Consider the following 19,258-nt stretch of genomic DNA (forward strand, 5'->3'; position numbering starts at 1 on the left):
CTACTGCCTCGCTGCCCGTGTCCGGCCTTGCCCCTGCCCCGGGGCATGCGTGCCGGAATTGTCCTGCCTTCGCCACGGACCCCGGCGGACGCCAGTTTGGATCAGCGCATTTCCTCGACCGGGGTCACGCCGAGGATACCAAGACCGGCGGAAATGACAATCGCGACGGCACGGGCCAGAGCGATTTTGCCGGCGGAGGCCTCGGGCGCATCGTCCCGATGAAAACGCAGATGCGGCGACTCGTTGCCCTTGTTCCAGAGCGCGTGGAAATCGCCGGCCAGCTCGTAGAGGTAGAATGCGATCCTGTGCGGCTCGTGGCTACGGGCCGCGATCTCGACGAGGCGCGGCCATTCGGCCAGCTTCTTGGCCACCGCCAGCTCGGCGTCGTCCTCGAGGCGGGGCGGCTCGTCCAGGGCGATGCCGGCGGCCTCGGCCTTGCGCATCACCGAGCGGATCCGCGCGTGGGCGTACTGGACGTAGAAGACCGGGTTGTCGCGCGACTGCTCCAGCACCTTGTCGAAATCGAAGTCCAGCGGCGCGTCGTTCTTCCGTGTCAGCATGACGAAGCGGGTCACGTCGGGCCCGACCTCGTCGACCACGTCGCGCAGGGTGATGAAGGTGCCCGCCCGTTTGGACATCTTGAACGGCTCGCCGTCCTTGTAGAGCTTGACCAGCTGGCACAGCTTGACGTCGAGCGGCACGGCACCCTCGGACAGCGCCGCGACGGCCGCCTTCATCCGCTTGACGTAGCCGCCGTGGTCGGCGCCGAAGACGTCGATCAGCTCGTCGTAGCCCCGGCTCACCTTATCGTAGTGATAGGCGATGTCGGGGGCGAAATAGGTCCAGCTCTCGTCCGACTTGCGGATCGGGCGGTCGACGTCGTCGCCGTGGGCGGTCGAGCGGAACAGCATCTGCTCGCGCGGTTCCCAGTCCTCGGGCATCTTGCCTTTGGGCGGCTCCAGCGTGCCGCGATAGATCAGGCCTTTGCCATCGAGATCCTCGATCGCCGCCTCGATCCGCCCGGTGCCATACAGCGACTTTTCCGAGAAGAAGCTGTCCATCTCGACGCCGAGCACTGCCAGATCGGTGCGGATCAGGTCCATCATCGCCTCGACGGCGAAGGTGCGGACCTCTTCCATCCAGACGGATTCCGGCTGGCCGACGAAGGCGTCGCCGTGCAGCTCCTTCAGACGCGCGCCGACCTCTATCAGGTAGTCGCCGGGATAGGTCCCGTCCTCGAACGCGACCTCCTGCCCGTGCGCCTCGAGATAGCGCAGGTAGACGGACCGGGCGAGCACGTCGACCTGCCCGCCGCCGTCGTTGATGTAATACTCGCGTGTGACGGTCCAGCCGGCAAAGTCCAGAAGGCTCGCCAGGGCGTCGCCGAACACGGCGCCCCGCGTGTGGCCCACGTGCAGCGGGCCCGTCGGGTTGGCCGAGACGTACTCGACGTTGACGCGACGGCCCTGCCCCATGTCCGCCCGGCCGTATCCGGCATCCTCGGCCAGCACCTCCTGCACCACGCCCTGCCAGACGGACTCTGACAGGCGCAGGTTGAGAAAGCCCGGACCGGCGACCTCGGCCAGCGCGATCCGCTCGTCGGTGGCCAGGTGCCCGGCCAGCGCCTCGGCGATGTCGCGCGGCTTGCGGCCCGCCGGCTTGGCCAGCACCATCGCGGCGTTCGTCGCCATGTCGCCATGCGCAGGGTCGCGCGGCGGCTCGACCGTGACATTGTCGTACGCCAGTCCCTCGGGCAGCGCGCCGTCCTCGGTCAGGGTATCGAGCGCCTCGATCACGAGCCGGTGGATGTCGGTGAAAAGGTTCATCGGGGCCTTCCTTTGTCCGCCGCCGGGTTTATCACCCCGGCAGGCCGGGTCAATCGACCGCGCTCTCGGCGGGGCGGTACAGGCTGGTCAGGGTGTAGTCCTTGCGCGGGCCGGTGACGTGCCAGACGGCCTGCCACGCGGGCCATGCCGCGAAGTCGTAGCGGACGTCATAGATGTCGGGATCGCAGGGATGCCGCGCTGTGGCGGCGCCCGCCGGGTCGAAGACATGGAACGGGCGGCCGTCGGCGAAGAGCACCGCGATCCCCTGCGGATCCGCCCGCCAGAGATACCGCCGCTCGGCCCGCATCGGCGCCCGGCCCGGCATCGAGAGCGTCCCCCACTCGTCATAGCGCAGCCCGGCGCCGTCGGGCGTGAAGTCGGCCCGACCGGCGAAGGTGGCCACGGTGCCCGCGGCCCGGTCCTCGATCCGGCGGGTCAGGCGCCAGCGCCCCGCGAAATCCGCGAGGCCGGGGCTCATTCCGCCAGGCGACCCTCTCGCGAGCGGCCGTCAGGTCCGGTGAACCGGATCGCCGCGCCGTTGCGCTCGACGTCATAGCAGGTCCAGCCGTCGGCGGGCGGCCATTGCGAGCAATACTGCCCCTCTTCGGCCTTCCAGCGGCCCCAGTTCTCGCCCCCGTTGTTGTAGAGCAGACGGCCCTGGCTCAGGAACCGCTGGGTCGCGCTGTCATAGAGCACGGTCGCGCCGTTCAGCGTGCTGGAGATCTCTGAGGTGCCGAGCGGCGTGAAGCTCTGGGCCGCTGCCGCGACGGGCAGAGCGGAAACCATGGCGGCGGCGAGGAAACGGATCACTGGACACTCCTTGAACGGCACACAGTCGAGAGATAGGGCGTGCCGCGCCGCCGCACAATGCCGCCTGCATCGCCCCCGCCTTGTGACGGCGCCCGCCCCGGTCTATCAGGCGGCGCAACTCCCCCAAGGTAAGGCGCCGAGACCCCGATGATTCCTCGTTATTCCCGTCCCGACATGGTCGCCATCTGGTCACCCGAGCAGAAGTTCCGCATCTGGTTCGAGATCGAGGCCCATGCCTGCGACGCGCAGGCCGCGCTCGGCGTCATCCCCAAGGACAACGCCGCCGCCGTCTGGACGGCCAAGGACGCCGAGTTCGACGTCGCGCGCATCGACGAGATCGAGGCCGTCACCAAGCACGACGTCATCGCCTTCCTGACGCATCTGTCCGAGATCGTGGGCAGCGACGCCGCCCGCTTCGTGCACCAGGGGATGACCTCGTCCGACGTGCTCGACACCTGTTTCAACATCCAGCTCACCCGGGCCGCAGACATCCTCCTGGCCGATGTCGACGCCCTGCTCGCGGCGCTGAGGCGGCGCGCGTTCGAGCACAAGGAGACGGTCCGCATCGGCCGGTCGCACGGCATCCACGCCGAGCCGACGACGATGGGCCTGACCTTCGCCCGCTTCTACGCCGAGATGGACCGCAACAAGCAGCGCCTCCTGGCCGCGCGGGACGAGATCGCGACGGGTGCGATCTCTGGCGCCGTCGGGACCTTCGCCAACATCGACCCCAGCGTCGAGGAGCATGTCTGCGCCAAGCTGGGCCTCAAGCCCGAGCCGATCAGCACGCAGGTGATCCCGCGCGACCGCCACGCCGCGTTTTTCGCCGCCCTCGGCGTGGTCGCCTCGTCGATCGAGAACATCGCGACCGAGATCCGCCACATGCAGCGGACCGAGGTGCTGGAGGCCGAAGAGTTCTTCTCGAAGGGGCAGAAGGGCTCGTCGGCGATGCCGCACAAGCGCAACCCGGTTCTGAGCGAGAACCTCACAGGCCTCGCGCGACTGGTGCGCATGGCCGTCGTCCCGGCGATGGAGAACGTGGCGCTCTGGCACGAGCGTGACATCTCGCATTCGTCGGTCGAGCGGAACATCGGGCCGGATGCGACGGTGACGCTGGACTTCGCGCTGGCGCGGCTGACGCAGGTCGTCGACAAGCTGGTCGTCTATCCGCAGCACATGCTGGACAACATGCACAAGTTCCGCGGGCTGGTGATGTCGCAGCGCGTCCTGCTGGCGCTGACCCAGGCGGGCGTCAGCCGCGAGGACGCCTATGCGCTGGTGCAGCGCAACGCGATGAAGGTCTGGGAGGACGGCAAGGACTTCAAGACCGAGCTTCTGGGCGATCCCGACGTGACGGCGGCGCTCAGCCCCGCCCAGATCGAGGAGAAGTTCGACCTCGGCTATCATACCAAGCACGTCGACACGATCTTCACCCGCGTCTTCGGCGAGAGCTGATCCGCCTGCGGCGATCGGCCCCGGTCGGTCGCCGCGTGACTTTCCGTTGCGTCATGTTACCCTCTCGGTTGTACGCAACAGGGAGACGATAGCATGACGCGAACAATCCTTGCCGCCGCGCTGCTCGCGCTGACACCGCTTTCGGCCTATGCGGCCTGCTGGAGCGGGCACGAGGACACCGCGACGATGACCTGCGCCGACGGCATGGTCTACGACGCCTCCGAAGGCGCCTGCGTGGATCAGACCACCAGCTGACGCGGCGCGTCCATGGGCGGAGCGGCCGTAAGGGTCTTCTTAACTGCCGCCCCGCTATCCCCTCGGTAACGCGCAACCGTTCTCAGAGGGGGCCATGTCGACAGCGCTCGCACCGATGGAAACCGCGCCCCTGCCGCCCGGCATCCCCGGCGGCGGGCCAGCCCTCACACGGCGCCAGAAGGCCGCGATCGTCGTGCGCCTGCTGCTTGCCGATGGCATAACGCTGCCCCTCACCGAACTGCCCGACGCGCTTCAGGCCGAGCTCACGACGCAGATGAGCCAGATGCGCTATATCGACCGGACGACCCTGCACGCCGTGATCGAGGAATTCGCGGACGAACTCGATTCCATCGGCATGGCGTTTCCCGGCGGCCTAGAAGGCGCGCTCGAAGCGCTCGAAGGCGCCATCAGCCCCGACATCGCCGCGCGGCTGCGCCGTCAGGCCGGGCTGATCTGGGCCGACGACCCGTGGGAGGTCATCGCCGAGATGGAGGTCGAGAAGCTGCTGCCTCTGCTCCAGACCGAGGGGCCCGAAATCGGCGCGGTGATCCTGTCAAAGCTCAAGGTCGCCAAGGCCGCCGCCCTTCTTGAACGGCTGCCCGGCGCGCAGGCACGGCGGCTGACCTATGCCATGTCCCTGACATCGGACATCGACCCGGACACGGTGCGCAAGATCGGCGTGTCGCTAGCCGCCCTGCTGCAGGCCGAACCGCCCCGCGCCTTCCCCTCGCCCGCCGTCAAGCGTGTGGGCGCGATCCTGAACGTCAGCCCGCGCGTGACGCGCGAGGACGTGCTCGAAGGGCTCGACGAAGAGGACAAGGATTTCGCCGAGGAGGTGCGCCGCGCGATCTTCACCTTCCAGGACATTCCCGCACGCCTCGACATGCGCGACGTGCCGAACGCCCTGCGCAACGTCGACCAGGACATGCTGAAAAAGGTCGTCGCCGCCGCCGATGCCACCAGCGGGCCGGTGATCGACTTCCTGCTCGACAACCTGTCGAAGCGTCTGGCCCAGACCATCCGTGAAGAGGCCGCCGATCTGCGCGAGCAGCCCGCGAAGGAGATCGAGGACGCGCAGCGCGCCATCGTCACCGCAATCCGCGACATGGCCGATGCCGGAGAGATCACGCTGCAGGAGCCCGAGGGCGCCTGACCTCTATCGCAGCCCCGCCGGCCCCTCCTGCGGCTCGAGCCCGAGGACAAGGCGCGCGTGGCTCTGTATCGCGAACCGGTCGGTCATGCCCGAGATGTAATCGGCCACGATCCGCGCCAGCTCGGTCTCGCCCTCGACCGCGTCGACATCCTTGCGCCACTGCTTCGGCAGCAGGTCGGGCCGCTCCATGTACATCGGGAACAGCTCGCGGACGCATTTCGTGACCTCCGCCCGCATCGCGACGACCGAGGGCGCGCGGTACATGCGGTAGAACAGGAAGGTGCGGATCTTCTGCAGGTCGGCCCAGAGCCCGTCCGAGAACCGCACCACCGGCCGCCCCGCCTCGCGCACGTCCGACGCGCTTTGCGGCGCGAGGGCGTCGAGCCTTGACTGCGCCTGGCCGATCACGTCCTCGACCAGAACGCCGAAGAACCGCCGCAGCGCCTCGTGCCGACGGCGATAGTAGTTCAGATCGGGATACGTGCGATCGACCTCGCCGAAGCAGGCGTCGAGGATCGGCAGTTCGGCCAATTCGTCGGTCGAGAACAGCTCGGCCCTGAGACCGTCGTGCAGGTCGTGGTGATTGTAGGCGATGTCGTCCGAGAGGGCCGCGATCTGCGCCTCGGCGCTGGCGTGGGTGTGCAGTTCCAGGTCGTGCCGCGCGTCGTATTCCGCCAGCGCGTAATGCACGTCGCCCGTAACCGGACCGTTGTGCTTGGCGATGCCTTCCAGCGTCTCCCAAGTCAGGTTGAGCCCGTCGAAATCGGCATAGTGACGCTCCAGTGACGTGACGATGCGGATCGCCTGCGCGTTGTGATCGAACCCGCCGTGGGGGGCCATCAGTTCTTGCAGCGCATCCTCGCCGGTATGGCCGAAGGGCGGATGGCCCAGATCGTGCGCCAGCGCGACGGCCTCGGTCAGTTCGATGTTCAGGCCCAGCACACCGGCGATCGTCCGCGCGACCTGCGCCACCTCGATCGAGTGGGTCAGCCGCGTGCGGAAATAGTCGCCTTCATGCTCGATGAAGACCTGCGTCTTGTGCTTCAGCCGGCGGAATGCGCTGGCATGGATGATCCGGTCGCGGTCGCGCTGGAAGCACGAGCGGAATGTGCTCTCGTCCTCGGGGAAAAGCCTGCCGCGGCTCTCCTCCGGACGCGAGGCATAGGGCTGCACCATGGCGGCCTCACTTTGTCCTGTCCCGCGCGCCCTATAGCCCGCTTGACCCCCGCGGAAAACAGCGAACCCGCCCCGGACGGGACCAGAGGATAACCGGAATTGCGGAAAGCGGATATTCGCGATAAAGTTGTGCTTGTAATTAATGATTGTATTTCATCCGATCCATTTCAGCCCGGAGGGTTATCATGACCCCGTTCCGCACCCTGGTGGCCGTTTGCGCCATCGCCCTTCCGACCGTGACCGATGCCCAGAGCGTCACCGAGATGCCGCGCCTTCTTCGGCCGGATCTGCCGGCGCCGCAGACCGGGCCGCCCTCGCGGACGCTCGCCTCTCCCGACCGGGGAACCACGACGCTGCCCTATTCCGTCCCGCCGGCGCCCGACCCGACGCCCCGTGCGCGGCCGCCACGGGCGAACCAGATGCTCGGCTCGCTCAAGCGCGGCGCACGGCGCTACGATCTCGTGTGCCAGACGGGCAGCGGCTATTGCCGCGGCGTGACGACCCGCCCGATCGCCGCGGGCACGGCCTGCCGCTGCGGTGAAGCGCCGGGCGTTGTCCGATGACCGGTCTCGGTGCGCGGGCGATACTCGCGACCGCGATCCTCTTTGTCATGGGCGCTGGCCCGGCGCCGGCGCAATCTCTCGGCGATCTGTTCGGACGCTTCGCCGGCGGACTCGACCGGATGGTGAGTGAACCGTTCAGCGCGAACGACACAGGCAGCGCCAGCCCCGCCGCGCCAGACATCTCCAACGGGGGCAATGCGCCCACGGGGGCCACACCGGCGCCGCCGTCCCGCGCGATCACGACCGTCACGACCCCGCAAAGGGTGGCGGCGGACTCCCCGGTCACCGAAGAACCGGCAGCGGACACCGACGAAGCGCCCGCCCCCGAACCCGTCGTGGTTCCGGCGCCGCCACGGTTCCGCATCCTCTGCCAGACGCCCGAAGGCTTCTGCCGTGGGTTCCACGTTCGCCCCGTGGCCGCCGGGACGGGATGCCGCTGCGGTGAGATACGGGGCGCCGTGCAATGAGCCTGTCGCCGGTGTGGCGGCTGGCCGCCGCGGCTTTCGCCGGGCTTCTCCTGGGGTTTCTCGGCGCGATCCTGTGGATCGGGCCGAACCAGGACCGGTTCGACTTTCTCTACGAGGATTTCACCATCGAATCCTGCCTCTCGGACCGGCTGGACCCGATGCCGGCCTCGCCCGGCGCGGCGCGGACGGACGTGCTGGCCTGCTACGACAAGCTCGTCCTGCAGGGGCAACTGAACGAATTCCAGGTGCGCCGGGTCAATTTCCAGAACCAGCACACCGCAGACACCGTCACGCTGTGGATGGTGGTCACGCTGACGCTCTGCGGCGTGGCGCTGGCCGGGTTTCAGATCGCCACGTCGTCGCGCCTCGTCGCGACGAAACCCGAAGCGCTCAGCACCGAGATCTCCGTCGAGAACGGCAAGCTGTTCGTCCGTTCGTCGGTCACCGGGCTGCTGATCCTGCTGGTGTCGTTCGCGTTCTTCTACGTCTACGTCGCCTACATCTACCGGCTCGAGGAATGGAGCGACGAGGCGGAACCCGTTTCCGCCTCGGACCCCGCGCCGGTTGACGTCACCGGGCCGCTGCTGGAGGGGGGCTTCGGCCTTGTGGAATAGCCCCGACCTTGCGTGCGGTGCCCGAGAGCCCTAAATCTGGCTGAGTACGATCCCCGATTGCGAGCGTAGCCATGAACGTCCCGCCGAGAGTAACCGACCGCGCCTATGCCCGACTGGCCGAGATCAACGCCGAGGCCCAGCCGCCCAAGGCGCTGCGCGTGGCCGTCGAAGGCGGCGGATGTTCAGGCTTTCAATACGACATCCGGCTGGACGAACCGGCGGATGACGACATCGTCCTTGAAAAGGACGGCCAGAAGGTGCTGATCGACGAGATCTCGCTCCCCTTCCTGGCGGATGCGACGATCGATTTCACCGAGGAACTGATCGGCGCACGCTTCGTGATCGAGAACCCGAACGCCAGCTCATCCTGCGGCTGCGGCACGTCCTTCGCGATGTAAGACTGCACGACACTGCGTTTCCCATCCAGAAACGCAGTGTAACTCTCAGGACATATACCAACTTTTCGATCTTCCGCCGCGCCGGGGTCAGGACATCCTGCCTCGGTGATTCTTGTCTTCCGTGTCATACTCTGAGTCGGGCGATCGAAGTGTCGTCCGATTTATCAAGAGCTTTTGCATTACGGAGACATAAAATGGCATATTTTCGCCCAGATTCCGCGCGGCGCCGCGGTGACATCGCCCCGACCCCGCCGGAACCTCCGGACACCGATCACATCGACTGGACATCCGAGGTCGAGCGCCCGCCGCGCGACACGGCCGGTCTGCGCATCGACGCCGCGATGGACGTGATCCCCGCCCCGCCGCGGCCGCGCGATCACTGACGCTCAGGCCGGGTCGAGCCGGCCGGTCACGCGGAACCCGTCCGCCTCGTCGTCGAGCGCCCAGGCCTGTTCGCCGATCCGGGTGCCCGCCGCGGTGGTGTAACCTGCGACCCGCAGCACATGCCCCTCGAGCGTGGCCGTCGGCTCGACACCGTCGGACAGGGACAGGGTGCAGGGCCCCTCGCCCCGGCCTTCGAGCCGACGCAGCGCAGCGCCCGGAAACAAATGCGTGTGCGCGACGGAAAAGCGCGAGCGCGTATCTTCGGTCATGCCCCTCCAGCTAGGCCAACGCGCCGGCCGGTCGAGGCGACAATCGCTTTCGCTCACCGGTGGATCTTGTACATCTGGGGCCACGCCGCAGTTCCGGGAGCCGAACATGAAGATCGCCACCTTCAACATCAACGGCATCAAGGCGCGGATCTCCGCGCTGTCGGACTGGCTCGACACGGCGCAGCCCGATGTCGTCCTGCTGCAAGAGATCAAATCGGTCGACGAGAACTTTCCCCGCGAGCATTTCGAGGACAAGGGATACATCGTCGAAACGCACGGCCAGAAAGGCTTCAACGGCGTGGCGGTTCTGTCGAAGCTGCCGCTCGAGGACGTGAGCCACGGCCTGTCCGGCGACGAGAGCGACGAACAGGCGCGCTGGATCGAGGCGACGGTGATGGGCGACCGCGCGGTCCGCGTCTGCGGGCTCTACCTGCCGAACGGCAACCCCGCACCCGGCCCGAAATACGACTACAAGCTGGCCTGGATGGAGCGGCTGCGCACCCGCGCCAAGGAGATCCTCACGCTGGAAGAGCCGGCGATCCTTGCGGGCGACTACAACGTGATCCCCCAGGACGAGGACGCGGCCACCCCCGAGTCATGGCGCAAGGACGCCCTGGCCCTGCCCGAAAGCCGCGCGGCGTTCCGGCGGGTGCTGAACCTCGGCTATACCGAGGCGTTCCGCGCACGGCGGCTGGGACCGGGGCATTATTCGTTCTGGGACTACCAGGCCGGAGCCTGGAACAAGAACGACGGCATCCGCATCGACCACATGCTGCTGACGCCGCAGGCCGCTGACCTGATGCAGGACTGCTGGATCGAGGCCGAGCTGCGCGGCCGTGAGAAACCGTCGGACCACGTGCCCGTCTGGATCGAACTGGACGCCTGACCCAAGGGAACCCCTGTTGCGTTCATCGCGTTTGATCAGATGTTCCGCACCGCCCTCCTGACCCTTCTTCTGCCCGCCAGCGCCCTCGCCTGTCCCGACGGGGCCAAGTGCATCACGCCTGGCGACGGCGGGCTGAACCGTGGCAGCGCGGGCAAGTGGGTGACGGCGCCCGTCTCTTCGCCCCCGGTCGAGGTCGGGCATAAGCTCGAGCCGGGCCAATATCCGATGGTGTTCAACACGCGCTATTATGGCCTCCCACCGGTCCGCGACGGCTGGGTCTATTACGAGATCGAAAACGAGATCTACCGCGTCGACCGGGACACGCTCGAGGTGCTGGAACAGGCGACCGACGAGGCGAACCGAGCCTTCTAGCGGATCGGCGGGACAACGCTGCCCCGGCGACGGATCGGAGCCGGCGGCACGTATATGCGTTATCACCCAAAGTGATCACCACGGAGAGACCGCCATGAAAGCCATCACCGCCGTCCTGACAGCCGCGGCAATACTGACCGCGCCGACAGCCGCCCTTGCGCAGCCGCAGGGCTGCCCGCCCGGTCTCGCCAAGAAGTCGCCCTCCTGCGTGCCGCCGGGTCAGGCCAAGAAGATGTACCGCGACGACGACCGCCGCGACCGGTACCGCGCCGGCGACGTGTTTCGCGGCGATTACGTCGTGATCCGCGATTACGACCGCTACGGCCTGAACCGGCCCGGCGACCGCTATGCCTATTGGGGATCCGGCGACCGTATCTACCGCGTCGATCCCGACACGCAGAAGATCATCGACATCATCCGGCTGGCCAACGCCGTGTTCAACTAGGCCGCGCCGTGGCGGCGGTCACTCCGCCGCCACCTTCCGCGCCTCGAGCATCGGCTTGAGGTACCGCCCGGTGTGACTGCGCGCCTCTTCCGCCACCTGCTCGGGTGTGCCGGTCGCGACCACTTCGCCGCCGCCGTCCCCGCCTTCGGGGCCGATATCCACCAGCCAGTCGGCGGTCTTGATGACATCGAGGTTGTGCTCGATCACGACGACGGTGTTCCCGGCTTCCACCAGCTCGTGCAGCACTTCGAGCAGCTTCTTCACGTCCTCGAAATGCAGACCGGTCGTGGGCTCGTCGAGGATGTAGAGCGTCCGGCCCGTCGACCGTTTCGCCAGCTCCTTGGACAGCTTCACGCGCTGCGCCTCGCCGCCCGAGAGGGTGGTCGCCTGCTGGCCGACCTTGATATAGCCAAGCCCGACGCGCATCAGCGCATCCATCTTCTCGCGGATCGACGGCACCGCCTGAAAGAACTCCTGCGCGTCTTCGACCGTCATATCAAGAACGTCCGCTATGCTCTTGCCACGCCATGTTATTTCCAGAGTTTCCCGGTTATAGCGCGCGCCCTTGCACGTCTCGCAGGTGACGTAGACATCGGGCAGGAAGTGCATCTCGATCTTGATGACGCCATCGCCCTGGCACGCCTCGCACCGGCCACCCTTGACGTTGAACGAGAAGCGCCCCGGCTTGTAGCCGCGCGCCTTGGCCTCGGGCAGCCCGGCGAACCAGTCGCGGATCGGGGTGAAAGCGCCGGTATAGGTGGCCGGGTTCGACCGTGGCGTGCGCCCGATGGGGCGCTGGTCGATGTCGATCACCTTGTCGAGGTGCTCCAGCCCCTTGATCGTCTTGCACGGCGCCGGTGTGTGCCGAGCGCCGTTCAGACGCATCGCGGCCGCCTTGAACAGGGTCTCGATCGTCAGGGTCGACTTGCCGCCACCGGACACGCCGGTCACGCAGACGAACTTGCCCAGGGGGAAATCGACCGTCACGTCGTGCAGGTTGTTCCCGCTCGCCTCGACGACCCGGACGGCCTTCTTGTTCCCCTTGCGGCGCTCTGTCGGGACCGCGATCTCGCGCCGGCCGGCAAGGTAGTCGCCGGTGACGCTGTCGGGGTTCTGGGTGATCTCCTCGGGCGTTCCGTGGGCGACCACGTGCCCGCCATGCACGCCCGCACCGGGACCTATGTCGAAGACGTAATCCGCCTCGCGTATGGCCTCTTCGTCATGCTCGACTACGATCACCGTGTTGCCCTGGTCGCGAAGGTTCTTCAGCGTGGTCAGCAACCGGTCGTTGTCGCGCTGGTGCAGCCCGATGGACGGCTCGTCGAGGACATACAGCACCCCGGTCAGCCCGCTGCCGATCTGGCTGGCCAGGCGGATACGCTGGGACTCACCGCCCGACAGGGTGCCGGCGTTGCGGCTCATCGTGAGGTATTCCAGGCCGACGTTGTTCAGGAAGCCCAGCCGCTCGCGGATCTCCTTCAGGATGGCGCGGGCGATCTCGTTCTTCTGCTCGGACAACTGGTCGGGGACGCCCAGCGTCCACTTGTAGGCCTCCTTGATCGCCTGCTCGACGACTTCGCCGATATGCAGACCGCCGATCTTAACCGCCAGCGCCTCGGGCCGCAGGCGGTGACCGCCGCAGGCGCCGCAGGGACGGTTGTTCTGATAGCGCTCGAACTCTTCACGGATCCAGGCCGAATCCGTTTCGCGATACCGCCGCTCCATGTTCGGGATCACGCCCTCGAACGGACGGGTCACGTTGTAGACGCGACCGCCCTCGTCATAGCGGAAGGCGATTTCCTCGTCGCCGGTGCCGTAGAGAAAGACCTGGCGCACATGCTCGGGCAGATCCGTCCAGCGGGCGTTCATGTCGACGTCGTAATGCTTGGCGATCGCCTCGATCGTCTGGGTGAAATAGGGCGACTTCCCCTTGCGCCACGGCGCGATGGCGCCGTCGGTGATCTTGAGGTTCGCGTCGGGCACGACGAGCCGATGGTCGAAGAACAGCTCGACCCCCAGGCCGTCGCAGACCGGGCAGGCCCCGAAGGGCGCGTTGAACGAGAACAGCCGCGGTTCGATCTCGGGAATGGTGAAGCCGCTGACGGGACAGGCGAAGTTCTCGGAAAAGGTGATCCGCTCGGGCTCGCCCTCGCCGTCGCGCGGCGCGGTCTCGAGCACGGCGATCCCGTCGGCGAGGTCCAGCGCGGTGCGGAAGCTGTCGGCGAGGCGCGTCTCAACCCCCTCGCGTACGACGATCCGGTCGACCACCACGTCGATGTCGTGGCGGTACTTCTTGTCCAGCACCGGCGGCTCGTCCAACTCGTAGAATTCGCCGTCGACCTTCACGCGCTGGAAGCCCTGCTTGCGCAGCTCTAGGAATTCCTTGCGATACTCGCCCTTCCGGTCGCGGATCATCGGGGCCAGCAGGTAGCCGCGCGTGCCCTCTTCATAGCCCATCACCCGGTCGACCATGTCCTGCACCTGCTGCGCCTCGATCGGCAGGCCGGTGGCGGGGCTGTAGGGCGTCCCCGCCCGCGCGAAGAGCAGGCGGAGATAGTCGTAGATCTCGGTCACCGTGCCGACGGTCGAGCGCGGGTTCTTCGACGTCGTCTTCTGCTCGATCGAGATCGCCGGGCTGAGGCCCGAGATGTGATCGACGTCGGGCTTTTCCATCATGTCGAGGAACTGTCGGGCATAGGCCGACAGGCTTTCGACATAGCGGCGCTGGCCCTCGGCGTAGATCGTGTCGAAGGCGAGCGACGACTTGCCCGAGCCCGAAAGCCCGGTGATCACAACCAGCTCGTCGCGGGGAATGTCCACGTCGATGCTCTTGAGGTTGTGTTCGCGCGCGCCGCGCACTTCGATCTTCTTCAGCTCGGGCATGGCAGACCTCGTCTCAGATGGGCCGGACGGCCAACAGGCGGCACATAAGGCGACACCGCAAATCCGCAATCGCCCTTTTGGAACAATGAGAGAACATTTACCAGTTCTTTACGAAATAGCCGCAACTTTCCGCGATAGCAGCGACCAGACGAAAATCCCGGCGACGCAAAGCAGCGCGCTGACCAGCGACAGGCCCATCGGACCGGCGATGAGCGCCACCGAGAACAGCGGCGTCCCGATGGTCGAGCCGACATTGCCCAGCTGCGCGATCGCGCCGTTCGCCCCGGCCTGATCGGCCGGCTCGGGGTTCAGCGCGGGCACGGCGGCGAAGGTCGCGCCGGGGATCAGACCCATCGTGACGAAGGCCGCCGCCGCCACCGGCAGCTGCGCGGTCTCGGGCACCAGCCAGATCGCGGGCATCAGCAGCGCCGTCAGGGCAAAGCCAGCCCGGCCCACCGTCAGCGGCGCGATCCGGCGCGACAGCTCGCCGGCCCCGAAGGTGCCGATCAGTGCCACCAGCGGCAGTATCACCGCCGCGCCGGGCCCCAGCAGCGGCGGAAGGAAGGTCACCAGCGCGACGAAGTTCAGCGTGTACCACAGGAACCCCAACGCCGGCGTGATCCGCGGCAGCCGTCCGTAGGTGGCCCGGTGCGCCGCCGTCAGGCCGGGCATCCGCCCGCCCCGGGGCAGCGACGGCATCAGCGGCGCCACGACAGCGGCCAGCGCCAGCATGCCCAGCCCGTGAGCGACGAAGAACACCGGCACGCCGCCCGCCTCCAGCACCGGCACGCCGACAAGCGCCGTGACGGCAAAGCCGACTCCCATGAACGTGCCCCAAAGCCCCATCGCGACGGGGCGGATGCGCGGGGGGGCGCTGGCCGCCATCAGCGTCGGCGCCGCCACGACGATCAGCAGATGGGTGACCCCTTCGAGCAGCCGCAGCACCATGAACACGGCAAAGGACGGCACCAGCGCCTCGGCCAGCGACAGTGCCCCTGCGCCTACCAGAGCAAGGCACAGCACCCGCCGCGCGCCCACGCTGGCGACCAGCGCCCCGCCGAGGACACCCAGCACGATCCCCGCCACGCCGTTCGCGGCCACGGCATAGGCCATGCGCCCGCTCGCGTCGGGATACAGCGCATCGAGCTGCGGCAGCGCGACCGAGATCTTCGCGAACTGCGCCGCGGCGAACAGGCCGATCACGAACAGCCCGAGGATTCGCACCCAGGCGGACACGCGGCTCGGGGCCGCGTCTGCGGCGGGCGCGGAATGAACCATGCGCTGCCCATAGGCCCTGCCTCGGGCCGGTGCAAGCTGCGCAGCTCTCTGCCAAACACGGGATTGTCACTGCATCGCCCGGGCGGTGGCCTTTAGGTTGAAAGCAGACCAGACGGGAGCCAACCGATGTCCATGACCCGACGCACCCTTCTTGCCACCGCGGTTGCAACGCTGACCGCCCTGCCCGCCACGGCGCATCACGGATGGCGCTGGACCGATGGCGGCCAGTTCGAGCTGACCGGCGTGGTCACCGCCGCGGACCTGGGCAATCCCCATGGCGTGCTCAGCATCGACGCCGACGGCGAGACGTGGACCGCCGAGGTCGGTCAGCCGTGGCGCAACGAGCGCGCCGGACTGAACGACGAAATGCTGGCGCCGGGCGCCGAGTTGACGCTACTGGGCGAACGGTCCGGCAATCCGGACGAGCGGCTGATGAAGGCCGAGGCCATCGTGATCGACGGCGAGACCTACGCGCTCTACCCGGAGCGGCTCTGACCGGGCTCGCCGCCGCGCTGGAGGCGACCGCGACAGCCGAGTTCCTCAAGGCGTCGCGGTGGGTCTATCCGCTGGTGAATGCCGGGCACATCTTCGGTCTCGCGCTGCTGATCGGGGCGGTTGTTCCGATGGACCTGCGCTGCCTGCGCCGCCACGGACACCCGGACCCGGTGGCGACGGTGCGGCTCTTGCGGCCGGTCGCGGCGAGCGGGTTCGTGCTGGCGGCGACGTGCGGGGCGCTGCTGTTCGCGACGCAGGCGACCGATTACGTCGACAACACCTTCTTCCGGATCAAGATCGTGCTGATCGCGGTGGCCGTCCTGAACGCGGCGCTGCATCCCGGTCTCGCCCGCCTGCCGATGGCACGCCGGCGGATGGTCGCGCTCCTGTCGCTCGCCTTGTGGCCGGCCGCGCTGATCTGCGGCCGGCTGATCGCCTACAGCTAGGCCGCCGGGGCCGGATGATCAGCCCTGAGCGCCCGGACCGTCGCGCCATAGCCGCCTTCGTCGAGGAACGACGCTTCACCGGGCCGGCCGGGCCGCGACAGCGCTTCGTTGCGGAACGGGAAGCGGCCGAAGCGGCGGATCACTTCCCGGTGAGCCTTGGCGTGCAGCAGGTTCTCGGCCCCGGTTTCGGGCATCCGCGTCAGCATCAGCCGCACGCAGCGGTCCTGGTCGCACAGGTTTTCCGAGTGCATCAGCGGAAGATAGAAGAACTGCCGCGCCGGTTCGTCGATCTTCTTGTCCCAGCCCTTGGAGATCGCCATCTTCGCCGCCGCGAGCGCGATGCGGTCCGTCGAGAACGCCTTCGCCGTGCCCCGGAACATGTTGCGCGGGAACTGATCGGTCAGGATGATATATGCAAGTGTGCCACTGGGATAGGTCAGCCAGAGGGAGAATGCCCCCTCGGTCGCCTTCTTCCAGGCGCCCTCGAACCGGTCCCGCACCGGCGTGTCCAGTTCTTCGCCCTTGTACCAGCCCTTGGGCCCGACCTCGTCGAGCCAGAACCGCAATATGTCGTCGGCATCAGTCATTGATCCGAGCCTCCCTGGTTCTCCCCCGCTGCTTCAGCGTTGCAAAGAACCGCGCGGCAAACAAGGCTCACAGTGCCTCGGACGCGTCCCCGCCGCGCATTGTTGCCGATGAATCGCGGCCCGTCGCGGCCTCCTCCTCGGTCTGTTCGACGGCCCATTCCTGGGCGGCGGTGACGGCCACCGGAGAGCTTGTGGGCAGCACGCCGAGATATTCCATCGTCGCGTCAGCGGCGGGGGCGGGACGGCGCGTCATGCGGAACACGGCATAGGCCGAGACGCCGAACATCAGCGTGGCGACGAACAGCCAGAACCCGACGGGACCGACCAGCCCCATCAGGTAGCCCATGATCAGCGGGCCCGCGATTGCGCCCAGACCGTTGGCAAAGACCAGCCCGCCCGACGCGGCGGGCATATCCTCGGGCGAGAGATAGTCGTTGGTATAGGCGATCAGCAGCGCGTAGAGCGGGTTCGCCATGCCGCCCACCAGCACGCCGGCCGCCAGCAGCGTCGGAAGCGACCCGCCGCCAAGCGCCCCGACCCCGGCGCCGCAGGTGCCCAGCAGCGCGACGATGGCGATCAGCACGCGGCGGTCCATCCGGTCGGAGAACCAGCCGATCGGGTATTGCAGCGCCAGCCCGCCGACGAAGATCGACGAGACGAACAGCGAGATCTCGGCCACCTGCAGCCCAGCCTCCGTGCCATAGACCGCGGCCATGCCGAACTGCGCCGAGTTCACGCCGCCCATCAACAGCATCCCCAGCATGCCGAGGGGCGACGAGCGATAGAGCTGCCCCAGGCTCATCGGCTTGGTCGTCTCGAACGAGGGCGTCGGCACGATCGACAACAGGATCGGGAGGAACGAGATGGACACCAGCACCGAGGGCACGATGAAGAGCACGAAACCCGACGGGTCGCCCAGCACCAGGATCCCCTGCGCCGACACGATCCCCGCCATCTGTACGATCATGTAGAGCGACAACGCCTGCCCGCGCGTCTCGTTCGTCGAAGCGTTGTTGAGCCAGGATTCCGCCGTGACGTAGACGCCCGAGAAGCAGAATCCGATCACGACGCGCAGAAGGGTCCAGGCCCAAGCCTCGGTGATGACGGGAAAGAGGATGAGGATGGCCGAGATGAACGAGCCGAGCGCGGCAAAGACCCGCACGTGCCCGACACGCCGGATCATCTCGGGCGCCAGGCGCGAGCCCCCGAGGAACCCGACGAAGTAGGCCGACATGACGACCGACATTTCCCAGGTCGCGAACCCCTCGATATCGCCGCGGACACCGAGAAGCGTTCCCTGAAGGCCGTTGCCGACCATCAGCAGACCGATACCCAATAGCAGCGCCCAAGCGCCGGCCAGCACCTTAAACATCGTTCCTCCGGTCCATCCGGACCGCACCAAAAAACCGGGGGCGAACGCCCAGTCGGTCGCGGCAAACCGCCGCAGTTCCGACTAGCGGTGCGGTAGCAGAATCGAGGCGTCACCGTAAGAGAAGAAACGATAACGCTCGGTTACGGCGTGCTCGTAGATCCGGCGGATCCGCTCGGGCCCCATCAGCGCCGAGACGAGCATCAGCAGGGTCGAGCGCGGCAGGTGAAAGTTGGTCATCAGCCCCTCCGTCACCTGGAAGCGGAAGCCCGGCGTGATGAAGATGTCGGTCTCGCCCTGCCAGGCGCGGATCGCCCCTTCTCGGGCGGCCGTCTCGATCAGGCGCAGGGCCGTGGTGCCCACGGGGATGACACGGCCGCCGGCGGCACGGGTTGCGGAAATCTCGTCGGCGGTGGACTGCGTGATCTCGCCCCATTCCGCATGCATCCGATGCTCGGAGATGTCGTCGGCCTTGACCGGCAGGAACGTCCCCGCGCCGACATGTAGCGTCACGTACGAGAATGTGACGCCGCGCTCGCGCAGCGTGGACAGAAGCGAGTCGTCGAAATGCAGCGATGCGGTCGGCGCCGCGACCGCGCCCGCGTGGCGGGCCCAGACCGTCTGGTAATCCTCGCGGTCGGACTCGTCGGCAGCCCGGCGGGCCGCGATGTAGGGCGGCAACGGCATCTGGCCGGCGGCGTCGAGCGCCGCGTCGAAATCTTGCCCCCGCAGGTTGAACGACAGCACAGCCGCGCCATCGTCGCGGCCCTCGACCCGTGCCGACAGGTCGGGGGAAAAGACGATCTCTTCGCCGTCGCGCACCTTCTTCAAGGGCTTCAGCAGCGCGCGCCAGGTGCCGTCGGCCCGCGGTTCCAGCAGCGTCGACTCGATCCGCGCCGCGCTCTCGCCACGGTGGCGCTGGCCGGACAGGCGGGCCGGGATCACCTTGGTGTCGTTCAGCACCAGCCGGTCGCCCGGCCGCAGCCACTGATCCAGCGCGCTCACGCGCGAGTCGGTGATGCCGTCGCCCTCGGCCACCAGCAGCCGCGCCGAGGTGCGCGGCCGCGCGGGACGGGTGGCGATCAGGTCGTCCGGCAGGTCGAAATCGAAGTCGCTGAGACGCATCG

23 protein-coding genes are annotated in these 19,258 nt (G+C 67.6%); 13 read left to right on the forward strand and 10 right to left on the reverse strand.

Annotation, left to right across the window (positions count from 1 at the left end):
• Window positions 1–101 precede the first annotated feature (101 nt).
• The 3 genes from argS to BMZ25_RS08285 are packed head-to-tail and all read right to left on the reverse strand — an operon-like array spanning window position 102 to window position 2,636.
• Window positions 102–1,826, reverse strand: a complete 1,725-nt coding sequence (gene argS / locus BMZ25_RS08275; protein ID WP_092691776.1) for an arginine--tRNA ligase — start codon at window positions 1,824–1,826, stop codon at window positions 102–104.
• Between the two features lie 49 nt (window positions 1,827–1,875).
• Window positions 1,876–2,304: a DUF6314 family protein gene (locus BMZ25_RS08280; RefSeq protein ID WP_092691781.1), complete on the reverse strand. Its 429-nt coding sequence runs from the start codon at window positions 2,302–2,304 to the stop codon at window positions 1,876–1,878.
• Window positions 2,301–2,636, reverse strand: coding sequence for a hypothetical protein (locus tag BMZ25_RS08285; RefSeq protein ID WP_092691785.1), 336 nt, complete (start codon window positions 2,634–2,636; stop codon window positions 2,301–2,303). The genes BMZ25_RS08280 and BMZ25_RS08285 overlap by 4 nt, the downstream gene beginning before the upstream one ends.
• Window positions 2,637–2,783: 147 nt before the next feature.
• On the opposite strand from BMZ25_RS08285, the gene purB reads away from it, so the two are divergent.
• From purB to BMZ25_RS08295, 3 genes are all read left to right on the forward strand, one after another.
• Window positions 2,784–4,091: an adenylosuccinate lyase gene (gene purB / locus BMZ25_RS08290; protein ID WP_092691788.1), complete on the forward strand. Its 1,308-nt coding sequence runs from the start codon at window positions 2,784–2,786 to the stop codon at window positions 4,089–4,091.
• Between the two features lie 93 nt (window positions 4,092–4,184).
• Window positions 4,185–4,346 carry a chitin-binding domain-containing protein gene (locus BMZ25_RS20435; protein ID WP_143071504.1) on the forward strand — a complete coding sequence of 54 codons (162 nt, stop codon included), beginning with the start codon at window positions 4,185–4,187 and terminating at the stop codon, window positions 4,344–4,346.
• Window positions 4,347–4,440: 94 nt separating this feature from the next.
• Complete coding sequence (locus BMZ25_RS08295; protein ID WP_092691791.1) at window positions 4,441–5,499, forward strand: flagellar motor switch protein FliG; 1,059 nt, start codon at window positions 4,441–4,443, stop codon at window positions 5,497–5,499.
• Between the two features lie 3 nt (window positions 5,500–5,502).
• Here the strand turns inward: BMZ25_RS08295 and BMZ25_RS08300 are convergent, their stop codons facing one another.
• The gene (locus tag BMZ25_RS08300; protein WP_092691796.1) at window positions 5,503–6,675 is read right to left on the reverse strand and encodes a deoxyguanosinetriphosphate triphosphohydrolase; all 1,173 of its coding nucleotides are present in this window, start codon (window positions 6,673–6,675) and stop codon (window positions 5,503–5,505) included.
• 185 nt (window positions 6,676–6,860) lie between these two features.
• Between BMZ25_RS08300 and BMZ25_RS08305 the strand changes: the two genes are divergently transcribed.
• The 5 genes from BMZ25_RS08305 (at window position 6,861) to BMZ25_RS08325 (ending at window position 9,100) form a co-directional block, all read left to right on the forward strand.
• Window positions 6,861–7,238 (forward strand): hypothetical protein, encoded by a 378-nt coding sequence (locus tag BMZ25_RS08305; RefSeq protein ID WP_092691802.1) that lies wholly within the window; start codon window positions 6,861–6,863, stop codon window positions 7,236–7,238.
• Window positions 7,235–7,705 (forward strand): hypothetical protein, encoded by a 471-nt coding sequence (locus BMZ25_RS08310; protein WP_092691805.1) that lies wholly within the window; start codon window positions 7,235–7,237, stop codon window positions 7,703–7,705. The genes BMZ25_RS08305 and BMZ25_RS08310 overlap by 4 nt, the downstream gene beginning before the upstream one ends.
• Window positions 7,702–8,319: a hypothetical protein gene (locus BMZ25_RS08315; RefSeq protein ID WP_092691810.1), complete on the forward strand. Its 618-nt coding sequence runs from the start codon at window positions 7,702–7,704 to the stop codon at window positions 8,317–8,319. Before BMZ25_RS08310 ends, BMZ25_RS08315 begins: the two co-directional genes overlap by 4 nt.
• A 71-nt stretch (window positions 8,320–8,390) precedes the next feature.
• On the forward strand, window positions 8,391–8,717 hold the full coding sequence (locus BMZ25_RS08320) for a HesB/IscA family protein (protein ID WP_092691815.1): 327 nt from the start codon (window positions 8,391–8,393) through the stop codon (window positions 8,715–8,717).
• Window positions 8,718–8,911: 194 nt separating this feature from the next.
• Complete coding sequence (locus BMZ25_RS08325) at window positions 8,912–9,100, forward strand: hypothetical protein (RefSeq protein ID WP_092691820.1); 189 nt, start codon at window positions 8,912–8,914, stop codon at window positions 9,098–9,100.
• 3 nt (window positions 9,101–9,103) lie between these two features.
• Here the strand turns inward: BMZ25_RS08325 and BMZ25_RS08330 are convergent, their stop codons facing one another.
• Entirely contained in the window at window positions 9,104–9,370 is a 267-nt protein-coding gene (locus BMZ25_RS08330) for a hypothetical protein (protein WP_092691823.1), read from the reverse strand.
• 106 nt (window positions 9,371–9,476) lie between these two features.
• Here BMZ25_RS08330 and xth point away from each other — a divergent pair, with 106 nt between their 5' ends.
• From xth to BMZ25_RS08345, 3 genes are all read left to right on the forward strand, one after another.
• Window positions 9,477–10,256, forward strand: a complete 780-nt coding sequence (gene xth / locus BMZ25_RS08335; protein ID WP_092691828.1) for an exodeoxyribonuclease III — start codon at window positions 9,477–9,479, stop codon at window positions 10,254–10,256.
• Between the two features lie 39 nt (window positions 10,257–10,295).
• Window positions 10,296–10,628: a hypothetical protein gene (locus BMZ25_RS08340; RefSeq protein WP_092691830.1), complete on the forward strand. Its 333-nt coding sequence runs from the start codon at window positions 10,296–10,298 to the stop codon at window positions 10,626–10,628.
• 94 nt (window positions 10,629–10,722) lie between these two features.
• Window positions 10,723–11,073 carry a hypothetical protein gene (locus BMZ25_RS08345; RefSeq protein ID WP_092691834.1) on the forward strand — a complete coding sequence of 117 codons (351 nt, stop codon included), beginning with the start codon at window positions 10,723–10,725 and terminating at the stop codon, window positions 11,071–11,073.
• Between the two features lie 18 nt (window positions 11,074–11,091).
• Here the strand turns inward: BMZ25_RS08345 and uvrA are convergent, their stop codons facing one another.
• Together uvrA and BMZ25_RS08355 are read right to left on the reverse strand one after the other, a co-directional pair.
• Window positions 11,092–13,956 (reverse strand): excinuclease ABC subunit UvrA, encoded by a 2,865-nt coding sequence (gene uvrA / locus BMZ25_RS08350; protein WP_092691837.1) that lies wholly within the window; start codon window positions 13,954–13,956, stop codon window positions 11,092–11,094.
• Window positions 13,957–14,064: 108 nt separating this feature from the next.
• Complete coding sequence (locus BMZ25_RS08355; RefSeq protein WP_092691843.1) at window positions 14,065–15,234, reverse strand: MFS transporter; 1,170 nt, start codon at window positions 15,232–15,234, stop codon at window positions 14,065–14,067.
• 132 nt (window positions 15,235–15,366) lie between these two features.
• On the opposite strand from BMZ25_RS08355, the gene BMZ25_RS08360 reads away from it, so the two are divergent.
• Together BMZ25_RS08360 and BMZ25_RS08365 are read left to right on the forward strand one after the other, a co-directional pair.
• Window positions 15,367–15,729: a DUF6152 family protein gene (locus BMZ25_RS08360; protein WP_235859822.1), complete on the forward strand. Its 363-nt coding sequence runs from the start codon at window positions 15,367–15,369 to the stop codon at window positions 15,727–15,729.
• 74 nt (window positions 15,730–15,803) lie between these two features.
• Complete coding sequence (locus BMZ25_RS08365; protein WP_235859823.1) at window positions 15,804–16,175, forward strand: hypothetical protein; 372 nt, start codon at window positions 15,804–15,806, stop codon at window positions 16,173–16,175.
• On the opposite strand, the gene BMZ25_RS08370 is transcribed toward BMZ25_RS08365, so the two are convergent.
• From BMZ25_RS08370 to queA, 3 genes are all read right to left on the reverse strand, one after another.
• A complete protein-coding gene (locus BMZ25_RS08370) occupies window positions 16,172–16,762 on the reverse strand; it encodes a DUF924 family protein (protein WP_092691852.1) in 591 nt (196 codons plus the stop codon). The genes BMZ25_RS08365 and BMZ25_RS08370 overlap by 4 nt on opposite strands.
• Window positions 16,763–16,829: 67 nt before the next feature.
• A complete protein-coding gene (locus BMZ25_RS08375) occupies window positions 16,830–18,134 on the reverse strand; it encodes an MFS transporter (protein WP_092691855.1) in 1,305 nt (434 codons plus the stop codon).
• An 81-nt stretch (window positions 18,135–18,215) separates the two neighbouring features.
• Window positions 18,216–19,256: a tRNA preQ1(34) S-adenosylmethionine ribosyltransferase-isomerase QueA gene (queA, locus tag BMZ25_RS08380; protein ID WP_092691859.1), complete on the reverse strand. Its 1,041-nt coding sequence runs from the start codon at window positions 19,254–19,256 to the stop codon at window positions 18,216–18,218.
• Between the last annotated feature and the right edge of the window lie 2 nt (window positions 19,257–19,258).

Origin of the sequence: Tranquillimonas rosea (genome assembly GCF_900111315.1) — a bacterium.
GTDB lineage: Bacteria > Pseudomonadota > Alphaproteobacteria > Rhodobacterales > Rhodobacteraceae > Tranquillimonas > Tranquillimonas rosea.